Here is a 17,275-nt window from a genome sequence, read left to right on the forward strand (position 1 = left end):
GTAATCGACCGTGCGCACCTTGTTCACAAAGAGCTGGATGCGCTGCTCCTCGGCGCGGATTTCGTACGTGTTCCACTCGCCCGGCTTCTCCGCCTTTTCGATCAGTTCCTTGGCAGGCTGCAGCAGCATCTTTTTGCGGCGGGACTCATCATAGAGGCAGCCCGAATAACCTGCGCCGATGTCCGCCTGATAGCCACTCATCTCGTTTGGCGGCTGTGCGATGCGTACGCTGCGGAACTGTACGCCCCCATTCACAAAGCCCTCAGTGCCCTCCAGCTTGTATTCCAGCCGCAGGATAAAATTCCGGTAAACCTTCTTTGCAGTCAGGAATTCGTTCTGCGGATTCCCCTCCAGTGACCCACCCACGATCACCCCATCCTGCACCCGCCAGACTTTCGTCGTTTCGCCATCCCAGCCTTTGAGCGTCTTGCCATCAAACAGAGACACCGGTTCAGCGGCGGAAACCAGCAAGGGAAAAAGAGCAAGAAGGGGGAGTAAGCGCATGGTCGGAAAAAAAGGTCGGGGCGGATCAAACGCGGATTCGAGCCGGATGCATCCGCAAAGTTTCTGCAAACATCCCTGCCAGACGTATGTTCTTTATCCCAAACCATGCGCCTCCTCGCCTTCCTTTGCCTCTCCACCGCCGTCTTTGCCCAGACCGAGGCGGATTTCATTACAGCCCCTCGCCAGCTCACCTTCGAGGGCAAACGCTCCGGGGAGGGCTACTTCTCCGCCGATGGCAAGAAGATGATCTTCCAGTCCGAGCGCGAAGATGGGAACCCGTTTTACCAAATCTACCTCATGGATCTGGAAACAGGCGATCAGGAGCGCATCTCCCCCGGCATGGGCAAGACCACCTGCGCCTGGATTCACCCCGACGGCAAACGCGTCCTCTTCGCCTCCACTCACACCGACCCCGACTCAAAAAAGCTGCAAGCCGCTGAGTATGATGAGCGCAAGAACGCCAAAGTGCGCCGCTATTCCTGGGACTACGACGAGCACTACGACATCTGGGAATACTCCCTGGTGGACAAGTCCCTCAAAAACCTCACTCACACCCGCGGCTACGATGCCGAGGGCGACTACTCTCCTGACGGCAAAAAGATCGTCTTCGCCAGCAATCGCCAGGCCTACGAAACGAAGCTCAGCAAAGAGGACGAAGAGCGTCTGAAGATCGACAAACAGTACTTCATGGAGATCTACACCGCCGATGCCGACGGCTCGAACGTGAAGCGCCTCACCGATGCCCCCGGCTACGATGGCGGCCCCTTCTTCAGCGCCGATGGCAAACGCATCTGCTGGCGCCGCTTCACGCCGAAAGGAGACGTGGCCGAAGTCTGGATCATGAACGCTGACGGCAGCGATCAAAAACCCATCACCAAGCTCGGCGCCATGAGCTGGGCCCCATATTTCCACCCCAGTGGCGAGTACCTCATCTTCACCACGAACCTCAACGGCTTTGCCAATTTCGAACTCTACATCGTCGATGCCGCCGGCAAGCACGACCCCGTGCGCGTCACCACCACGGACGGCTTCGATGGCCTGCCCGTCTTCTCCCCAGATGGCAAAAAGCTCTCCTGGACCAGCGGCCGCGGGGCAGGGGGCGCCTCCCAGATTTACCTCGCCGACTGGGACCACGATCACGCACTCACCGCACTCGGGCTCAAGACCGATCCGCAGGCGGTTATCACCAAGACTCCAGAGCCCGACTTCTCCGCCACCGCCGCTGAAATCCGCCCTGAAGACATGAAGCAGCAGGTCAGCTACCTCGCCAGCGATGCCCTCGGCGGCCGCCTCACCGGCACGGAAGGTGAAAAACTCGCCACCCAGTATGTCGCAGACGTCTTCCAAAAGATCGGCCTCGCTCCCATGGGCGATGACGACACCTACTTCGACAACTTCGACTTCACCGCCGGCGTCGCGCTCGGCGAAGGCAATGAGTTGAAGCTCAGTGGCAGTGATTTGAAGGTCGATGTGGACTGGAAACCTCTCTCCTTCTCCCAAAACGGCGAAGTCAAAGCCGCAGGCATCGTGTTCGCTGGTTACGGCATCGAAACCCCAGACGAAGCCACCGGCAACGATGGCAAAAAGATCGAGACTTACAGCAGCTACGCGCATCTGGACGTGAAGGATAAATGGGTGCTCGTCTTCCGCTACCTGCCCGAAGGCATCACGCAGGAACGCCGCAACGATCTCAGCCGCTACGCCAGCCTCCGCTACAAAGCGCTCACCGCACGCCAGAAAGGCGCGCGCGGTCTCATCGTCGTCAGCGGGCCCAATTCCAAAGTCGTGCAGCAGCTCTCACCGCTCACGTTTGATGCCTCCCTCGCCACCAGCGGCATCGCCGCCATCAGCATCACCGATGCCGTCGGCGACAAACTGCTCGCCAGCGCCGGCAAGAACCTCAAGGAACTCCAGGACAAACTCGACAATGGCGATCTCATGGGCGGCATCGACTGCAAAGGCCTCACGCTCAGCGCGAACATCGTCATCCAGCAGGAAAAGAAAAAAGGCCGCAACGTCCTCGGCGTGCTGCCCTACGGCGACAAGCCCGATCCTCACGTCGCGCCGCTCATCGTCTGCGCTCATGTGGATCACCTCGGCAGCAGCGGCGGCTCGAACTCTCGCGCCAAGGGCGATGAAGTGAACAAGATCCACCACGGCGCCGACGACAACGCCTCCGGCACTTCCGGCGTGCTCGAAATCGCCCAGTGGCTCGCCGACTTGAAAAAGCAGGGCAAGCTCACCCTCAAGCGCGACATCATCTTCGCCGCCTGGAGTGGCGAGGAGCTCGGCCTGCTCGGCAGCAATCACTTCGTCGAGGTCTATGCCAAGATGATCAAAGGCGATCCCAACGCGAAACTCACCGGCATGTTCGCCGCCTGCCTGAACATGGACATGATCGGTCGCTTCCAGAAGACGCTCGTCATGCAGGGGCTTGGCAGCAGCTCCATTTGGGCCAAGGAAATCGAAAAACGCAATGCCCCCATCGGCCTGCCCATCACCACCCAAAACGACGCCCACCTCCCCACCGACAGCACCGCGTTTTATCTGCGCGGCATCCCCACGCTGAACGCCTTCACTGGCTCCCATGCCGACTACCACATGCCCAGCGACACGGCGGACAAGATCGACTACGTCAACGCCGTCAAGATCGCCAAGCTCATGGGCCTCATCGCCCGCGGCATCGCCACCACCGATCCCGCACCTGACTACGTCGCCATGGAGGCCCCAAAAAATCAGGGAGCCCGCACCGGCCTCCGCGCCTACCTCGGCACCATCCCCGACTACGCCCAGGGCGACATCAAAGGCGTCAAACTCAGCGGCGTCTCCCCCATCGGTCCCGCTGCCAAAGCAGGCGTCAAAGCCGGCGACATCATCATCAAACTCGGCGGGAAAGACATCACCAACATCTACGACTACACCTACGTCATGGGAGATCTCAAGATCGGCAAGGAGACAACCATCAGCGTCCAGCGCGAAGGCAAAGAAGTGCAGATGAAGATCACCCCCGGCTCGCGCGATTGATCACGGCCTGAACATAAACTCCCTCGTGTTCAGCAAGGCCCAGGCGATGTCCGCGTCCGCAGTTTGCGGCGCTTCATTCCGGTGCTGCTGGGCGATGGCTTTTTCGAGGCCATTGGGATACCTCCCGAGGATGGAGAGGAACAGGTCCTCAGTGGAGCGATCTGCCGGCCCAGGTGCCACCGCGAGTTCCATGTCTGCGCTGTTCATCATGAAGCAGGCGAGTTCATGCGAGATCGGTGTGATGCTTTCGTCAGACCACTCTCGCGTGCCACGGCCCAGCATGCGCAGCGGATGCTCCAGCGGCGGCACCTGCGGCAGTTGAGAGCTTTTTTCCGGGGACAGCGCATCCCAGATGACTTCAGCAGGCAGGCGTCGGATGTGAGGCGCGGGCACCATGTAACCGCTGCGATGAGGATCCACTCCCATGCGTCCGTAGGCACGGGTGCGGGCCAGAATGCGCTGAAATACGCCAATGCGGTAACCGCAGTGTCGGAAAACATCAGCAAGAACGACCTCCACATTTGGTGCCTTTAGTGAGGATGGCTCCAGGCCGACCCACGGGACCCTGTTGGGATGCTGGGCGCCGTAGCATTTCCGGAAAGTCACGGGAATGTCTGAATTCTCATGGACCTCTTCCCAGCTTGGCACCGGATCACTGCCGCCGATGGTGTGGTCCACGTTTTGTCCGGGCATGCCAAAGAGGCTGCTCCAGACGCGCAGGGCCTCCACGAAGACAAAGCGCCGGCTGCTTTCCTTGGTCAGCCACTGGGCAACGAGCATGCGCTGATCTTTGCCTGATTTGACAGAAGGAGGGACCTCACGAGACAAGCGCAGGAGCTTCGGCTTCACTTGTTCTCCGGGTTTTCCATCGCGGTACCAGTAAGTCGAAGGCAGTCGGATGTTGTCGCCTTCATCATTGGCAGTAAAGCAGGCCGCAAATTGATAGGCCTCCATCTGCACATGGTCGTTGTAAGCGTTGTCGTGGCACTGCGAGCAGTGCATGTCCTCCCCCACCACGGCATAGGCGGTTTCCACCGCGGTACGGAACGCATTGCCTTTGTCCCGCCGGCTCATGTGGCCCTCACCGACCATGTAGGTGATGATTTGATCGTAGGGGCGGTCATCCAGCGCGGCCTGTCTCAGCCAGGTGATCACGGCGGCATCGTCCTTCACACGAAACGTTTCCGCCAGCATGCGAAAGCGGGCTTCAGCAGCTGCAGGCTCCTTCACCAAGGCATCTGTGAGGACGGCGCGTTTGATTGGTGATGCACTCGTGAGGAAGATTTTCGCCTCCTCCGGCTTGGGCAGTCTTCCTGCCAAATCAATGCAGGCCCGACGCAGAAAGGTGGCATCATCTGCTTCGGGCGGCAAATTTACGGGCAAGGGTCTCATGCCGCGCGGCGTCTGTGCTGCCGCATACTCACGCTCCAGCGCGGTATCGATGTAAGCCGCCGCAGTCTCAGGAACAATGTCGGCGAGCAATGAGGGACCCAACAAGAGCGGCAGGCAAAAGAGCAGCTGGCGTTTCATGCTGGCAGCAACGGTTCACAAGTCATCTTCTTAGAGATTCTTTGAATGCCTTTTGCCAGCAATTCACTCACGGGCGAAACATGAACTCGTTGGTGTTCAGCAGCGCCCAGGCCACATCCTCATCGGAAGATCCACTGCTCACGATGGCCGTTCGTTCGCTTTCAGTGGGTTCACGGCCCAGCAGCTCCAGAAACATTCTCTCGGCATCGCTCGCCTTCGCCGTTGCTCGAACGATGAGCTTGTCATTCATCATAAAGCGCACCAGTTCGTGCGAGAGCGGTGTCCGGCTTTCGTCCGTGTATTCACGTGTGCCACGGCCCAGCATGCGCAGCGGGTGCTCGGGCTCCGGCACCTGTGGCAGCTGGCTGTCGTCTTCAGCCGTGATTGTTTTCCAGATCACTTCGGAAGGCAGTCTGCGGATCTGCGGTGCCGGTGCCAGGTAGCACTCTCTCCAGTTCGAGTTGTAGTCGATGCCGGAACGCCTGTACGCCTCCGTGCGCGCCAGGATGCGCTGAAATTCCGCCAGTCGTCCTCCACATCTCATAAACTCTTCCGTCAGCAACTTGGTCGCTTGGGTAAAATCGCTCGCAGAATTGAGCTGCAGTCCTATCCATGTGGCTGCTCCGCGCGGCGATCCATCAAAGCAGCTCCGGTGATAGTGATCAGGCGTGTTCTCCCCAGGAAAGCCATGCCACGGCGGCGCATCATCCACCCCGCCCACTGTCATGTCCACTTCCTGCCCAGGCATGCCAAACAGTCCGCTCCACACCCGCAGAGATGCTACCATCGCATAGCGCCCGCTCGGTTCCTCCTGCGTCATCCATTTGACCACCTGCACCAGTTTGTCCTGATCACTTCGAAGATCCCTCCACCATCCCAGTCGCAGCGTACTAGGTGGAACCACCTCTCCGGGCTTGCCATCAGGGTACAAGTAGTGCAGCGGCAGCTTCATCTCCTTCTGCCCGGTAAAGCACGCGGCAAAACCATAAAATTCACGCTGCGTGGGTCCACCGAAAGGATGGTCATGGCACATCGCACAGTAAACGTCCACACCCAGCACCGTAGCGGCCGTCTCCGCGCACGTGCGCCGCGGGTTGCTCTCCCTCATTTCGGACACATGCCCACCCCCGATCATGTACGCCACGATTTCCGCATACGGCCGGTCTTCCATCGCCGCCTGCCTCAGCCACGCGACTGTTTTGTATTCATAGTCCTTCACCCTAAACGCCTCCGCCAGCATGCGAAAGCGCACCTCTGCTGCACCCGGCTCACGCGTCAGCGCATCCGTCAGTCGCGCGTGTTTGTCGCGCGCTGTGTCAGCTATGAATGCGCGCACCTCATCCGCTCGCGGCAGCCTTCCAGCCAGGTCAATGCACGCCCGCCGAAGAAAGACCGTGTCATCCGCCATCGGTGGTAGCATCGGCGCGGCGACTGAGTGCGGATTCTTCAGCCGCTTCTCAAACATCAGCATGTAATCATGCATCAGCGCAGCATCCAGTTGGTCGGCCGCCTGCTGGATCGCGTCGGGCATCCCTGATGGCAAATCCGCCTGCTTGCCTCCTTTCTCAGGCACGCAGGAAATCAACAGGGCGCAGATGGGCAGGCAGCATTTCATGCTGGCTGCAACGGCTGGCCCCCCAAGTTCTTAGAACCAGACTTTCGTGCAGGCTTGCGCAGACCACGGGCCGCGCTAAGAAACACCCCCCATGAAAATCCTCGTTACAGGCAAAGGCGGTCGTGAACACGCGCTCATCACCGCACTCAGCGAATCCCCGCAAAAGCACGAACTCTTCGCGTACCCGGGCAGCGATGCCATCGCCACTTTGGCCACGCGTGTGGATGTGACCGGGCTACCAGAGCTGATCACCTGGATGAAGCAGAACAGCATCGACCTCTGCATGGCGGGTGAAGAAGCACTGCTCGTGAAAGACAGCGGCCTGTCCAATCTCTGCGCCGAGGCCGGCATCCCCTGCTGGGGCCCCCGGAAAGAGATCGCCCAGCTTGAAGCATCGAAAACCTTCGCGAAGAAGTTTTTGAAGCGCCATGGCATCCCCACCGCAGATTTCACCATCTGCACCACCGCAGCGGAGGCCAAGGCCGCCCTGACGGAAATGCCCATCGTGCTGAAGTTTGACGGCCTTGCTGCCGGCAAAGGCGTCGCCGTCTGCACCTCCAATGATGAGGCCGAAGCCTTCGTCGATGACGTCATGGAAAAGCGCTGCTTCGGCGCGGGCGATCTGCTTGTAGAAAAATGCCTCACCGGCCCCGAAATCTCCATCTTCGCCTCCGTGTGCGATGACAAATATCAGATCCTCATGCCCGCGCGCGATTACAAGCGCATCCGCGACAACGACCAGGGGCCCAATACCGGCGGCATGGGCGCAGTCGCTTCTCTAGAACTCGCAGACCCCGCGCTCATGCAGCGCATCGAGCGCGAGATCGTCCAGCCCACCGTGCAAGGCATCTTGAAGGACGGCCTCAAATACCGCGGCTTCCTCTACTTCGGCCTCATGCTAACCCCCAACGGCCCACAGGTCATCGAGTACAACTGCCGTTTCGGCGACCCTGAAGCCGAAGCCGTGCTCCCCATGCTGCGCGGTGATTTCGCCACTTATGCTTTCGAGGCCGCCAAAGGAAACCTCCAGCCCGACCTCATCCGCTTCCAGCCCGGTTGGAGTATCTGCCTCATCAGCGCCAGCGCCGGTTACCCAGCCTCATCGCGCAATGGCGATGTCATCTCTGGACTGGAATCTGTGAGTGGTGCCCGTGTGTATCACTGCGGCACGAAAAAGAACACCGCCGGCCAGTTTGAAACCAACGGCGGCCGTGTGCTCGCCGTCGTGGCGCAGGGTGCAACCCGTGTCGAAGCCCGGGAGAAAGCCTACGCCGAGAGCACCAAGATCACCTTTGACGGCCTGCAACGCCGCTCAGACATTGGTAAGATGCACTTTGAGTGAGACATTTGGAATTCGACAAAGCGGACCGGTTTGATTAACATTCAGCCATGCCTGCCACACTTGATGCTGTTGCCAGAGATGCGCTGGTGCTCACTCGCGACGAGCGCCTGATCCTTGCGCGACAGCTGCTTGTCAGCGTGGAGCCAAACGTTGACGAGGGGACGGAGGCTGCCTGGGAGGAAGAGATCGGACAACGCATTCATCGCTTTGATGCTGGGTTTTCCCAGACGGTTCCTGCTTCGGAGGTTTTTGCCCGCCTTGCCGTTATAGCTCCTGGCCGATGAATGGCGGCTTCGAGTTTCTCCCCGAAGCGTTTCGCGAGGTGGAAGAGGCCACTCTCTACTACCAATCCTGCGATCCCGATCTTGGCTTTCGCTTTCGTCAACTGGTGGAAAACGCCTGTGCTGCAATTGCCCGTTCACCGCTGCATTGGAATGAGCGGAAAGGAGGCTTCAGGCGCGTGAACTTGAGAGGCTTCCCTTATTACGTCGCCTATTTCATTCGTGGTGATCGAATCATCATCGCAGCTGTAGCACATGCCAGCCAGCATCCCGATTACTGGAAGCAACGTTCGGGATCAGACCGCTGACTTCCCCATCTTCGCCAGCCTCTCATCACTCTCCAGATGCCCGGCCCAGCCAAAGTGGCATTGGAACTCGAAACAATGCTTCATCTCCTCAAATGGCCCGCTCCACTCTGCCTTGTTCGATGCCACGGTGATATCTGAGGGCGCAAATCCCGTGATCGGCAGTCGCTGAATGGCGAAAGCATCGTTAAGCAGCCGGGTCTTTTTCCAATTGAGTCCCATCAGTTGCGCGCTCACACAATCAACAGCCACCGGATGCGTCCCGGCGAGAATGACGCCACTCGCCACAGGATCGCATGACATCGGACCATCGCCATCACCGCCGATGATGCCATCGACAATCGTCAGGTAGCGCAGCGGTTTGTCACGCCGCACGCCGCGCCCGTCGAAGTAGAAGAAGCACTTGTGCAGATCCAGGATCATGCGCCACGCGGTGTTGTTGCCATGCCAGTTGCCTGAGCGCACGACCTCCTTGGTGTCTCCGAAGATGACACGCCCCAGCTTCTTCAGCGGCACGAAAAGCTTGGAGAGGAAAAACCGCCCAAAGAGGATCTTTTTGGCGGTGCGCATCAGCGTCCCTTCCAGCGCCCGCTTCGCTGTGGATTCGGCAAATTGATCACCACCCTCCGCAGGCGTGCCCTCCGTATGGCGCGGCAACCAGTTGGTGCGTGGCGTGGTGCCCACCAGATTTTTCAGCGCCACCGTGAGCCCAACTTTTTTGTGCGTCTTGAGCTTCGGCACATTGATCAGCACATCCGCATTCATCGGCGTGCGGCAGATGCGGTACTCATGATGCGGGTCCGTGTGCTGCCGGTTCGTCGTGGCGAAATCAAACGACGCTCCATACAGCTTGCCCAGGCCAGGATGCCCCAGAAATTCGCTGTCCGCATCCAGATGAATGTCCACAGCCCCGGAGGGATCACTCGGCAGTTCTCGTTTGGCGATGGTGACTCCATCATCAATGGTCCACTCTTCACACCGCATGTCGAACAGCAGAAATGCGACGCCTGGAAACTCCTTGGTGAGATCAGTGATGAGATCATCCAGCCGGTGCAGGCGGCGAATCGTGGCGAAAGACGAGTCACTCTGCGGCGCATCACACAGCGTCACAGATCCATGTCCCTGAAGCTTTCTCGCGGCCCAGCGGGCGACTTCGCGCACCACGGCTGGATGTGTGATGATGGTGAGCCAGCCCCCTTCATCCTCCGGCTTGCTGGCATTGTGCTCCTTGACCCAGTTCGGCTTGATGACCACACGGTCGCCCGGAGTGATGAAGTCCGCAGAGAGTTCCAGGGCTTTGATCGCATCCTCAATCTGCTGCCGCAGGGCATCGGCATCGTCATAGCTGGCTTTGCCGCTGAAGACGGAGACTTTGGGGGCGCCGAACGAGGAAGGGGAGAGCGTGTTCACAGGAATGCGGTTATTTAAGGGCGGCACGTTCCCTTTGCAACGCTCCCGCAGCCCTCGAATCTCCCTCATGCAGACATTGGTGCGGATCATGCGCGTGCTTTTGACCCTCGCCCTCACGGCGGTGGTCATCGGCGTGATCTGGCTGCGTTTTGGGATCTCGCCTTCCTCTGCGCTCACGCCGCTAGATCCGGCTTTCGTTCGACTGACTCCCCTTGAAGTCGCCACCTTGCCTCTCGCCACCCGGTTTGACATGCCCATGGGGTCTGAGCACGGCGCACTCACCTACAATGCCCGGCCTTTTCGCATCTCACGACACCTTGGCGATGACTTGAACGGCATCGGCGGCGGCAATTCGGATTTGGGCGCTTCCGTTTACGCCTCAGGAGCCGGGCGCGTGGTGTATGCGGGCATTCCTGGGCCGGGTTGGGGCAAAATGATCCTCATTGCCCATCGCCTGCCGGACCATGATGAACTCGGTCCAGTGATCCAGACCATGTATGCGCATTTGCAGTCGATCCGAGTAGAAGTCGGCCAACTGGTGCAGCGCGGCGATGAGATCGGCACGGTGGGAACGGCTGAGGGTGCCTATTTGGCACATTTGCATTTCGAAGTGCGGCTTGGTCCTTATGTGAATCCTGGCCAGGGATATGCTGATACACCCCTGAACCGTGTTGCACCTGAACAGTTCATCCGAGCACATCGGGGTGCCGAAGCAGACATTCTGAACCCACCGCCAGAAAAAGACTAAAACCCCCAAAAGATGATTTGAAGGAAGCCCATTTGAATCCGTCATTCTTGAAGCTCCTTCAACCCATGCGTTTGATCTCTGCATTTTGCTGTCTGCTTGTCCTGGTGACTTCACCAGGGCTCGCTCAGCCAGTGAAATCGACTCCGGCCCAGATCTCCTGCGAGACACTTTGCGGGGAGCTCTTCACTTCGATCCGCATGGAGCCTGACAAGTTGGTGATGCGCCTGGAGGAGGCGCTGGTCATTCACGAAGCCTGTGCCGCAGAGATAGTCACCGCCGCCATGGATGCTGTAAATGCAGAGCCAGCGCAGGTGCGCAAAATTGTAGAAACGGCGATGGATCTGGCACCTGCCCGTTCGGCCCTGATTACTGCGGCAGTGAAAAACTATACTGCCCCGGTAGTTGTGGCTGCTGCCGAGGAGCAGATGGAGGTGCGTCGCGCAGTCCTGCCCACTGCCGCGCCACCCCAGCCAATGGCGGGAGAGCAGGTGAAGCGTGCAGAACTGCCGTTGCAAACCCGCAACATTCCCATTGTCGAAGTGAGACGTGCCGAACCTGTAGCGGCTATGGAGCCCCAGGTGCAAAATTCCGAGCCATCCCTGAAACTGATGGATGTCCCCAAGGCAAAACCGATGAAGTGATAATCGGGGTTACCCCCTCTTACTTCGCAGGAATCTCGTTCAGCGTGTAATAGCCCACCTTGTGCAGCAGCGGAAGCTTCTCAGCGCTCTTCACACCATCCAGATGCAGCTCATGAATGTGGCCTTTGGTCAGTGGCGAGATCGTCAGGCGCACGGATTTGCCATCTGCGGCGACGGTTGCGGCGGTGATCTTGGGCAAGACTTCCGAGACTTCATCGCCGCCGTATTGTTCGCGATACGCATACGTAAACTCGCGCATGCTGTAGCTCTTCACATCACCTGCGGTGGTGGGGTCCACGGGCTGCGTGAATGTCACCTCAAAGCCGTCCGGCTTCGCGTGCATTTCATGCACCTCAAAAGGTGTCTTGCCTGTCCACTCGCACTTTTCAAAGCAGAAGGGCTTTCCACCTCGTGCGCCCCAGCCTCGGTCACTGCCACCGACAAAGACTCGGCCCTCTTCATCCATGCGTCCGCCGATGATGCCGCTGGCAAAGCCGCTGCGGAAGGGAATGACCACCCCTTGCTTGATCCCGTTCACCGTTTCGAGATAGACGCGGCTCAGATTGCTGTGGCTTTGATCCGCCACAAAGAACTGCTTGCTGAAGGGGCCAAACTTGCCAGCACTGAGATCGCAGATGATGGCACTGGCGGAGTTGCCAATCTTGCCGTGCACGAGATAAACCGCCGGCGGCAGGAGCTGCTTGATGCGCTCACGTTCCTTCACCATGCGGTCAGGATCTCCTCCTTCACGTTTGTCTTTGCGGCCTTTGTCACCTTGAAAGGCTTCAGGAATCGGGTCGATCGGGCGCGGTCCCATGTTCGGAGCGAGATCATACCAGATGTTGCCGCCCGGATGTCCTTGGAAGGATCCAGGAACCAGATGCTGCAGCGTGCATGAGCCATGCCACGGGCCTTGATTGTCGCAGTAATACACTTCGCCATCCGCATCGAAACCAATGCCTCCCGGGCTGCGGATGCCGGAGCATGTCGGCACCATGGTTCCATCAGGTTTGATCCGCAGCGCCCAGCCGCGAAACGGCACCGCGCTGCTGAAGGAACCGGTCAGGCACAGCGTCACCCAAAGATCGCCCGCTTTGTCAAAACGACTGCCAATGGCATACTCATGGTAGTCGCCGGACACGCCCCAGTTGTCGTTCACATTTTCAAAGACATCCGCGCGTCCGTCATTGTCGGTGTCCTTGAGGCGCGTGATCTCATAGCGCGTGGTCGCATAGAGGTTCTTGTCTTTCGGATTGTAGGCAATGCCTAGTACCTCATGCAGGCCTGAGGCAAACAGCTTGTAGCTCACATTGGAGGCATCATTGCTGCCAGCACCGCTGACGATCCAGATCTCACCTCGGCGTGTCCCCAGTGCCAGCTTGCCATCCGGCATCAGGTCGATGGAGCCCACCTCCATCGCCGTCTCCTTCGGTGTTTCAAAAGTGGTGATCTTGTAGAAATCAGCTTCCACCGGATCAGCGGCGAAAAGCGGCGTGCAGAGCAGGGAAAGAATGAAAAAGCGTTTCATGGCAGTGCGTGGCGAAAGGATTACTGGGCCCACTGGTAGGTGATGGTCATCGTTCCCGCTTTGGCAGGGACAACAAGGTTCTGGCCGGCGAGCTGCGCTCCTTCAGCGGTGATGCGGTAGGGAAGCGGCCCTTTGCTAACAAAGCTGCCGTCCTTGCTTTCAAATACACCGCTGCCGATGCGATACCACGCATTGGCTGGAAGCTTGCCGCTGACCTTGATCGTGCGGATCAGCTTTGCGTTGCCCTCAGGCTTGTTGCCGTTGCCTTCCACTTGGAAGGACTCCTCCACCTCAGCACCCTGCCACGTGTAACGGAAGGTCGGGCTGCGTTTCGCATCCAGCGAGTAGCCCAGCCAGTGAAAGCCTTCATAGCGCTTGGTCTTGTCCCACTTCGGCCATTCCGCATCGGGTTTGTCCGTGACAAAGAATGCTGGTGTGACCTCACCCGTAGGTTGCAGCACATCGTACCCTAGAGGCTTTTCGTGGCCGCCACCACGTGAGTTCCAGTGCCTGGAGGCATCCATGAAGGCCCCCCGCCAGATGAGCGCCAGATTCATGCTCTCCGCACTCCACGCAATGTTCACGCCTCCAGGATAACCCACACCAATGCCGCGATTGCCCGCGCCTTGAATGAAATTGCGGTAGATCACCGCCTCGCCCTTCACCACCAGCGGGATGGGCTCGAACTCCTTCTGCTTTTTCGTGCCGCCCTGCCATTTCGGATGCAGCCACTTGGACAGCGGCGTGATCTGCGTATCCGCGCCCTTCCATGCCGCATACAGCTCGATCTGCCCGCCGCCCTGGAAATATTCGAGGCGAAACACATGCTCACCTTTTTCCAGCGTGATGCCTTGTTCCTTGATGTCGCCGGAAGGGTGAATGCCGTCATAGGCCAGGATCTCCTTGCCATCGATCAGAATGCGCGAGCCATCATCACTGGAAAGATAAAAACGATACGAGCCCTTCTTCGGAGCAATGAGCTTGCCAGTAAAGATCACGCCGAACTCATTCTTGTAGTCGTCCAGTTTCACCTGAAGCAGGTTGTCCTCGATCTTGCCCTCACGGTGCGGCTTCAACTTGGAGAAATCCGGAAGCTGCTTCCAGTTGCCGAGGTATAGCGCGAATTGCAGGTCATGCAGCGTGTCTCCCACCGGTGCCACTTTCAGCACGCCGCGCATCGTCAGCGCATGCCCCGGGAAAGTGCAGACATACGGGTAACTCCCTGCTTTCTCAGGCGCAGAAAAACTGAGCACCTCCTTTTCATGCGGATTGAGCATCTTGGAGTGCACCCAGATGCGCTTGTCGTCGGGCAGCCAGTTGCGCTTCAGGGCCTCCTCCGGCTTTTCCATCTGCTTCATCGCCATGGCGGCGGTGTCGGTGCCCGGCTGGCAGAAGACCAGGTTGTGCGGCAGATCATCCCCGTTTTCAAAGGTGATCTTCACCGGCTGCCCCGGCTGCACCAGCAGTTCGGCAGTGTCGTATTTCATCTGCGCAGTCATCGTCTTGAGCGAAAAGACGGCGGGCTCGGCGGCCCGGGCGGTGGCGGCGGCGAGAAGAATGGCGAAAAGCAGGCGGGTCATAAGGAGCGCGTTTAAACGAAGGCGGCGGAGGTTGCCTTGCGAAAAGGCAGCGTCAATGTCCTGAGTTTTATTTCCTTCGCACTTTGGGCTTGGCGCAGGCCTCGGAATTTGGTTATCTCTCCCCATGCACACTTGGTATCTGCTCAAAGCCTCGGACAAGGAAGTTTATGAAGCCAAAGATCTCGAAACTCTGCGTGGATGGGCGGCTGACGCCAAGATTTCTCCGCTCGACAAGATCTCCAGCGACAACCGCATGAGCTGGCAGCGTGCACCGATGATCCCTGAACTGCAGATGGACCTGCTGGTGCAGATGCCGGACAACTACCTCTACGGCCCGACGAACGTGGCAACGATCCAGGAATTCATGGCCACTGGCGAGATCGATGAAAATGTGACCATCATCAACTGCCTCGACAACAAGGAGTCGCGCCTGGCGGATCTCTCCTGGTTTCAGGCCAGCCCGCACCATATTCGCAGCGCCGCCACCACCTTGATCGGCACCGGCCGCCCGGATGAAAAGAGCGGCATGGGAGATGTCATGCAGCAGTCGCGCATCTCCACGCTGGAAAAGCAGGTGATGGAACTGCAGCGCGTGGTGGATGAATGGCAGCAGGCTTACAACGGCCTGCGCCAGCAGTATGTCGAAGCCACCGGCCGCGAACCGATGTGATCCGTATCAGCCTTCCTCGGTTGTGTCGCCGCTGCCATTGTTCAAGCCGGGGAGATCCTTGGCTTTGTCCGCATAGCGGTCAAAGCGGTTGGAAAGGATCAGCAGCGTTGGCGCCCACAGGCCGATGAAAATGCCCAGGCGTTCCGCATGCGCGGACTGTTCAGGCGTTTCACCGTTAAAAAACCACCAGCTCCAGATGGAAAGGATGACGGAGAGCATGCCCGCTTGGAAGCAGATCGTGCTGAGAGTGCGGCAGATGGAAGGATTCATAATTAAAATTCTGCCACGCTTCAATACTTCTAGGCAAGCAATCCCCGTCCTCAGCACAAATCCGGCGGACTAAATCGCAGCCGCAGGCGCGTGGCGTATGTGGGAGCTTGAGAGAATGCTGGGCTGAGGCATATTATAGTCAATGATTTCCCATGCTGACATCCGCTGTGCGACGGCTCCGGTGAGACCGCGGCAGCCCCGCGTGGCTCCGCACCAGCCGCGTGTGCAGCCGCTCACGGCTCCGCCCGCGATGGAGCCCCCCTGGCATGTCATCCTGCTGGATGATGATTTCCACACTTTCGAATATGTGGTCGAAATGTTGCATGCCATCTTTGGTCATTCGCGGGATCTCGGCAAACGCATGGCTGATGAGGTGAACGACACGGGGCGCGTGATCGTGGCCACAGTTCACAAGGAGCTGGCGGAACTGCGGCAGCAGCAGATTGAGGAATTCGGGCCTGATCCGCAGGAAGACACGCCTCAAGGACAAGTCTCCATGAAGGCTTTGATCGAGTGCTCGGAGTAGCCGCAGGGCTCAGCTTTTTCCACGCGGCTCCGGAATGCCCCGTAGAATCAGGATCGAAATGACCGACATCACCGCCGCGAGACAGGCGACGAGGTAAAATGAACCGCTGAGAGAGTAAATCACTCCACCCAGACTCGTGGCGATCATCAGCGACCACACATTGCAGAAGCCAAGAATCGCCTGCAGCGTGGAGCGGCGCTCCGGAGGGCAGAGTTCTGCGGTGAGCGTCAGATCGCCCACTCGATCCAGAAACAGGCCAAAGCCGAGGATAAAGTAGGCGGCGGTGAAGCCGCCAAAGGAATGCGTCAGGCTGGCCCAGATGCACATGGTGATGCAGATGAGGCGGGAGAGAATCAGCAGCACCCTGCCACCTTTGTGATAGCCCAGCCAGGCCGCGAGCAGGCTGCCAAGAATGGTGCCGATGTTCTGGAACGAAACGAAACTGCCCTCATCCGCCTCCGGCCTGCCCGTGGTGTGCAGCGCATGCAGGGTAAGAAATGACACCACCATCAAATAGCCCATGCCGGTGAAACGCGCTGCGATCAGCTTGAGCAGTTGCGGATGTTTGCCCAGCAGCCCGGGCAGGCTGCGCAGATAGCTCCAGTAGCTGCCGGTTTGCGGATGGTAATGGCGTGCCGCTGGCAGTTCGCGCATAAACGACTGGGACAGCCACGAAAGAAACAAAAAGCCAAACGTAATCAAATGCAGCACCGCGTAGCCGCGCTGTCCCGGAGCATGGGTGAGCACCTGATGGATCACCGCTCCAGCCACCATGCCAATGCACGCCTGCGTGATGTAGCGCGCGGCCCAGCCTGCGGCTCGGACACGCTCCGGCACCATGCGCGTCACCATTTCCATCCAGGCCACCACACCCACGCCGCCAATGAGCCCCGAAACCACCGGCGTCAGCACCACCACGGGCAGCAGCCACGGGCCGGCATCCTGCCAGAACCACAGCACCAGCCCGGTGATAAGATACGGTAGTCGTTGCAGCAGACCAAAACTCATCACCCACAGCTTGAACTTCGTGAGTCGTTCCACCAGCGGTGACACAAACAGCCCCGCCATGGCAAACGCCGCGGGCAGGATCGCTGGCATGATCGCGATGATCGCGGAGCGTCCCCCCAGCTGCTCCACCATTTTGGGCATCACAGTCTCCGGCTGGAGAAACGCCACTCCACCCATGTACAACCCGCCTTCCAGGCAGTGGCAGATGAAGTTCCGCCGCACGACCTGCGGGTGATGCTGTTGAGGTGAGACTGCGGTGTCGGGTGGCATCGCTGGAGAGATCGCATCGTGGC

General features: G+C 59.0%; 17 protein-coding genes. 8 read left to right on the top strand and 9 right to left on the bottom strand.

Annotation, left to right across the window (positions count from 1 at the left end):
• On the bottom strand, window positions 1–504 hold a 504-nt coding region (locus tag WAW39_RS15235), incomplete at its 3' end, for a 3-keto-disaccharide hydrolase (protein WP_422320057.1).
• Between the two features lie 105 nt (window positions 505–609).
• On the opposite strand from WAW39_RS15235, the gene WAW39_RS15240 reads away from it, so the two are divergent.
• Window positions 610–3,528 carry a M28 family peptidase gene (locus WAW39_RS15240; RefSeq protein WP_422320058.1) on the top strand — a complete coding sequence of 973 codons (2,919 nt, stop codon included), beginning with the start codon at window positions 610–612 and terminating at the stop codon, window positions 3,526–3,528.
• On the opposite strand, the gene WAW39_RS15245 is transcribed toward WAW39_RS15240, so the two are convergent.
• Together WAW39_RS15245 and WAW39_RS15250 are read right to left on the bottom strand one after the other, a co-directional pair.
• A complete protein-coding gene (locus tag WAW39_RS15245) occupies window positions 3,529–5,058 on the bottom strand; it encodes a DUF1549 domain-containing protein (protein WP_422320059.1) in 1,530 nt (509 codons plus the stop codon). It lies immediately after the preceding gene.
• A gap of 67 nt (window positions 5,059–5,125) precedes the next feature.
• Window positions 5,126–6,673: a DUF1549 domain-containing protein gene (locus tag WAW39_RS15250; RefSeq protein ID WP_422320060.1), complete on the bottom strand. Its 1,548-nt coding sequence runs from the start codon at window positions 6,671–6,673 to the stop codon at window positions 5,126–5,128.
• A 91-nt stretch (window positions 6,674–6,764) separates the two neighbouring features.
• Between WAW39_RS15250 and purD the strand changes: the two genes are divergently transcribed.
• Complete coding sequence (gene purD / locus WAW39_RS15255; protein ID WP_422320061.1) at window positions 6,765–8,015, top strand: phosphoribosylamine--glycine ligase; 1,251 nt, start codon at window positions 6,765–6,767, stop codon at window positions 8,013–8,015.
• A gap of 41 nt (window positions 8,016–8,056) precedes the next feature.
• On the opposite strand, the gene WAW39_RS15260 is transcribed toward purD, so the two are convergent.
• Window positions 8,057–8,218: a hypothetical protein gene (locus WAW39_RS15260; RefSeq protein WP_422320083.1), complete on the bottom strand. Its 162-nt coding sequence runs from the start codon at window positions 8,216–8,218 to the stop codon at window positions 8,057–8,059.
• On the opposite strand from WAW39_RS15260, the gene WAW39_RS15265 reads away from it, so the two are divergent.
• On the top strand, window positions 8,153–8,299 hold the full coding sequence (locus WAW39_RS15265; protein WP_422320082.1) for an addiction module protein: 147 nt from the start codon (window positions 8,153–8,155) through the stop codon (window positions 8,297–8,299). The genes WAW39_RS15260 and WAW39_RS15265 overlap by 66 nt on opposite strands.
• Window positions 8,296–8,604, top strand: coding sequence for a type II toxin-antitoxin system RelE/ParE family toxin (locus tag WAW39_RS15270; RefSeq protein WP_422320062.1), 309 nt, complete (start codon window positions 8,296–8,298; stop codon window positions 8,602–8,604). The genes WAW39_RS15265 and WAW39_RS15270 overlap by 4 nt, the downstream gene beginning before the upstream one ends.
• Here WAW39_RS15270 and WAW39_RS15275 read toward each other — a convergent pair.
• Complete coding sequence (locus tag WAW39_RS15275; protein WP_422320063.1) at window positions 8,593–10,011, bottom strand: DUF362 domain-containing protein; 1,419 nt, start codon at window positions 10,009–10,011, stop codon at window positions 8,593–8,595. The genes WAW39_RS15270 and WAW39_RS15275 overlap by 12 nt on opposite strands.
• Window positions 10,012–10,078: 67 nt before the next feature.
• Between WAW39_RS15275 and WAW39_RS15280 the strand changes: the two genes are divergently transcribed.
• Window positions 10,079–10,759 carry a M23 family metallopeptidase gene (locus tag WAW39_RS15280; RefSeq protein ID WP_422320064.1) on the top strand — a complete coding sequence of 227 codons (681 nt, stop codon included), beginning with the start codon at window positions 10,079–10,081 and terminating at the stop codon, window positions 10,757–10,759.
• A gap of 17 nt (window positions 10,760–10,776) precedes the next feature.
• Window positions 10,777–11,400 carry a hypothetical protein gene (locus WAW39_RS15285; protein ID WP_422320065.1) on the top strand — a complete coding sequence of 208 codons (624 nt, stop codon included), beginning with the start codon at window positions 10,777–10,779 and terminating at the stop codon, window positions 11,398–11,400.
• Between the two features lie 19 nt (window positions 11,401–11,419).
• On the opposite strand, the gene WAW39_RS15290 is transcribed toward WAW39_RS15285, so the two are convergent.
• Both WAW39_RS15290 and WAW39_RS15295 read right to left on the bottom strand, forming a co-directional pair.
• Window positions 11,420–12,928: a DUF7133 domain-containing protein gene (locus WAW39_RS15290; protein WP_422320066.1), complete on the bottom strand. Its 1,509-nt coding sequence runs from the start codon at window positions 12,926–12,928 to the stop codon at window positions 11,420–11,422.
• A gap of 20 nt (window positions 12,929–12,948) precedes the next feature.
• Window positions 12,949–14,508: a PA14 domain-containing protein gene (locus tag WAW39_RS15295; protein ID WP_422320067.1), complete on the bottom strand. Its 1,560-nt coding sequence runs from the start codon at window positions 14,506–14,508 to the stop codon at window positions 12,949–12,951.
• 124 nt (window positions 14,509–14,632) lie between these two features.
• Between WAW39_RS15295 and WAW39_RS15300 the strand changes: the two genes are divergently transcribed.
• Window positions 14,633–15,178 carry a hypothetical protein gene (locus tag WAW39_RS15300; protein WP_397382139.1) on the top strand — a complete coding sequence of 182 codons (546 nt, stop codon included), beginning with the start codon at window positions 14,633–14,635 and terminating at the stop codon, window positions 15,176–15,178.
• 6 nt (window positions 15,179–15,184) lie between these two features.
• On the opposite strand, the gene WAW39_RS15305 is transcribed toward WAW39_RS15300, so the two are convergent.
• Window positions 15,185–15,448 carry a hypothetical protein gene (locus tag WAW39_RS15305; protein ID WP_422320068.1) on the bottom strand — a complete coding sequence of 88 codons (264 nt, stop codon included), beginning with the start codon at window positions 15,446–15,448 and terminating at the stop codon, window positions 15,185–15,187.
• Window positions 15,449–15,590: 142 nt separating this feature from the next.
• Here WAW39_RS15305 and WAW39_RS15310 point away from each other — a divergent pair, with 142 nt between their 5' ends.
• Window positions 15,591–15,974, top strand: coding sequence for an ATP-dependent Clp protease adaptor ClpS (locus tag WAW39_RS15310; RefSeq protein ID WP_422320069.1), 384 nt, complete (start codon window positions 15,591–15,593; stop codon window positions 15,972–15,974).
• Between the two features lie 9 nt (window positions 15,975–15,983).
• Here the strand turns inward: WAW39_RS15310 and WAW39_RS15315 are convergent, their stop codons facing one another.
• A complete protein-coding gene (locus tag WAW39_RS15315; protein WP_422320070.1) occupies window positions 15,984–17,252 on the bottom strand; it encodes an MFS transporter in 1,269 nt (422 codons plus the stop codon).
• Between the last annotated feature and the right edge of the window lie 23 nt (window positions 17,253–17,275).

The organism is Prosthecobacter sp., from assembly GCF_049294395.1.
Taxonomy (GTDB): domain Bacteria; phylum Verrucomicrobiota; class Verrucomicrobiia; order Verrucomicrobiales; family Verrucomicrobiaceae; genus Prosthecobacter.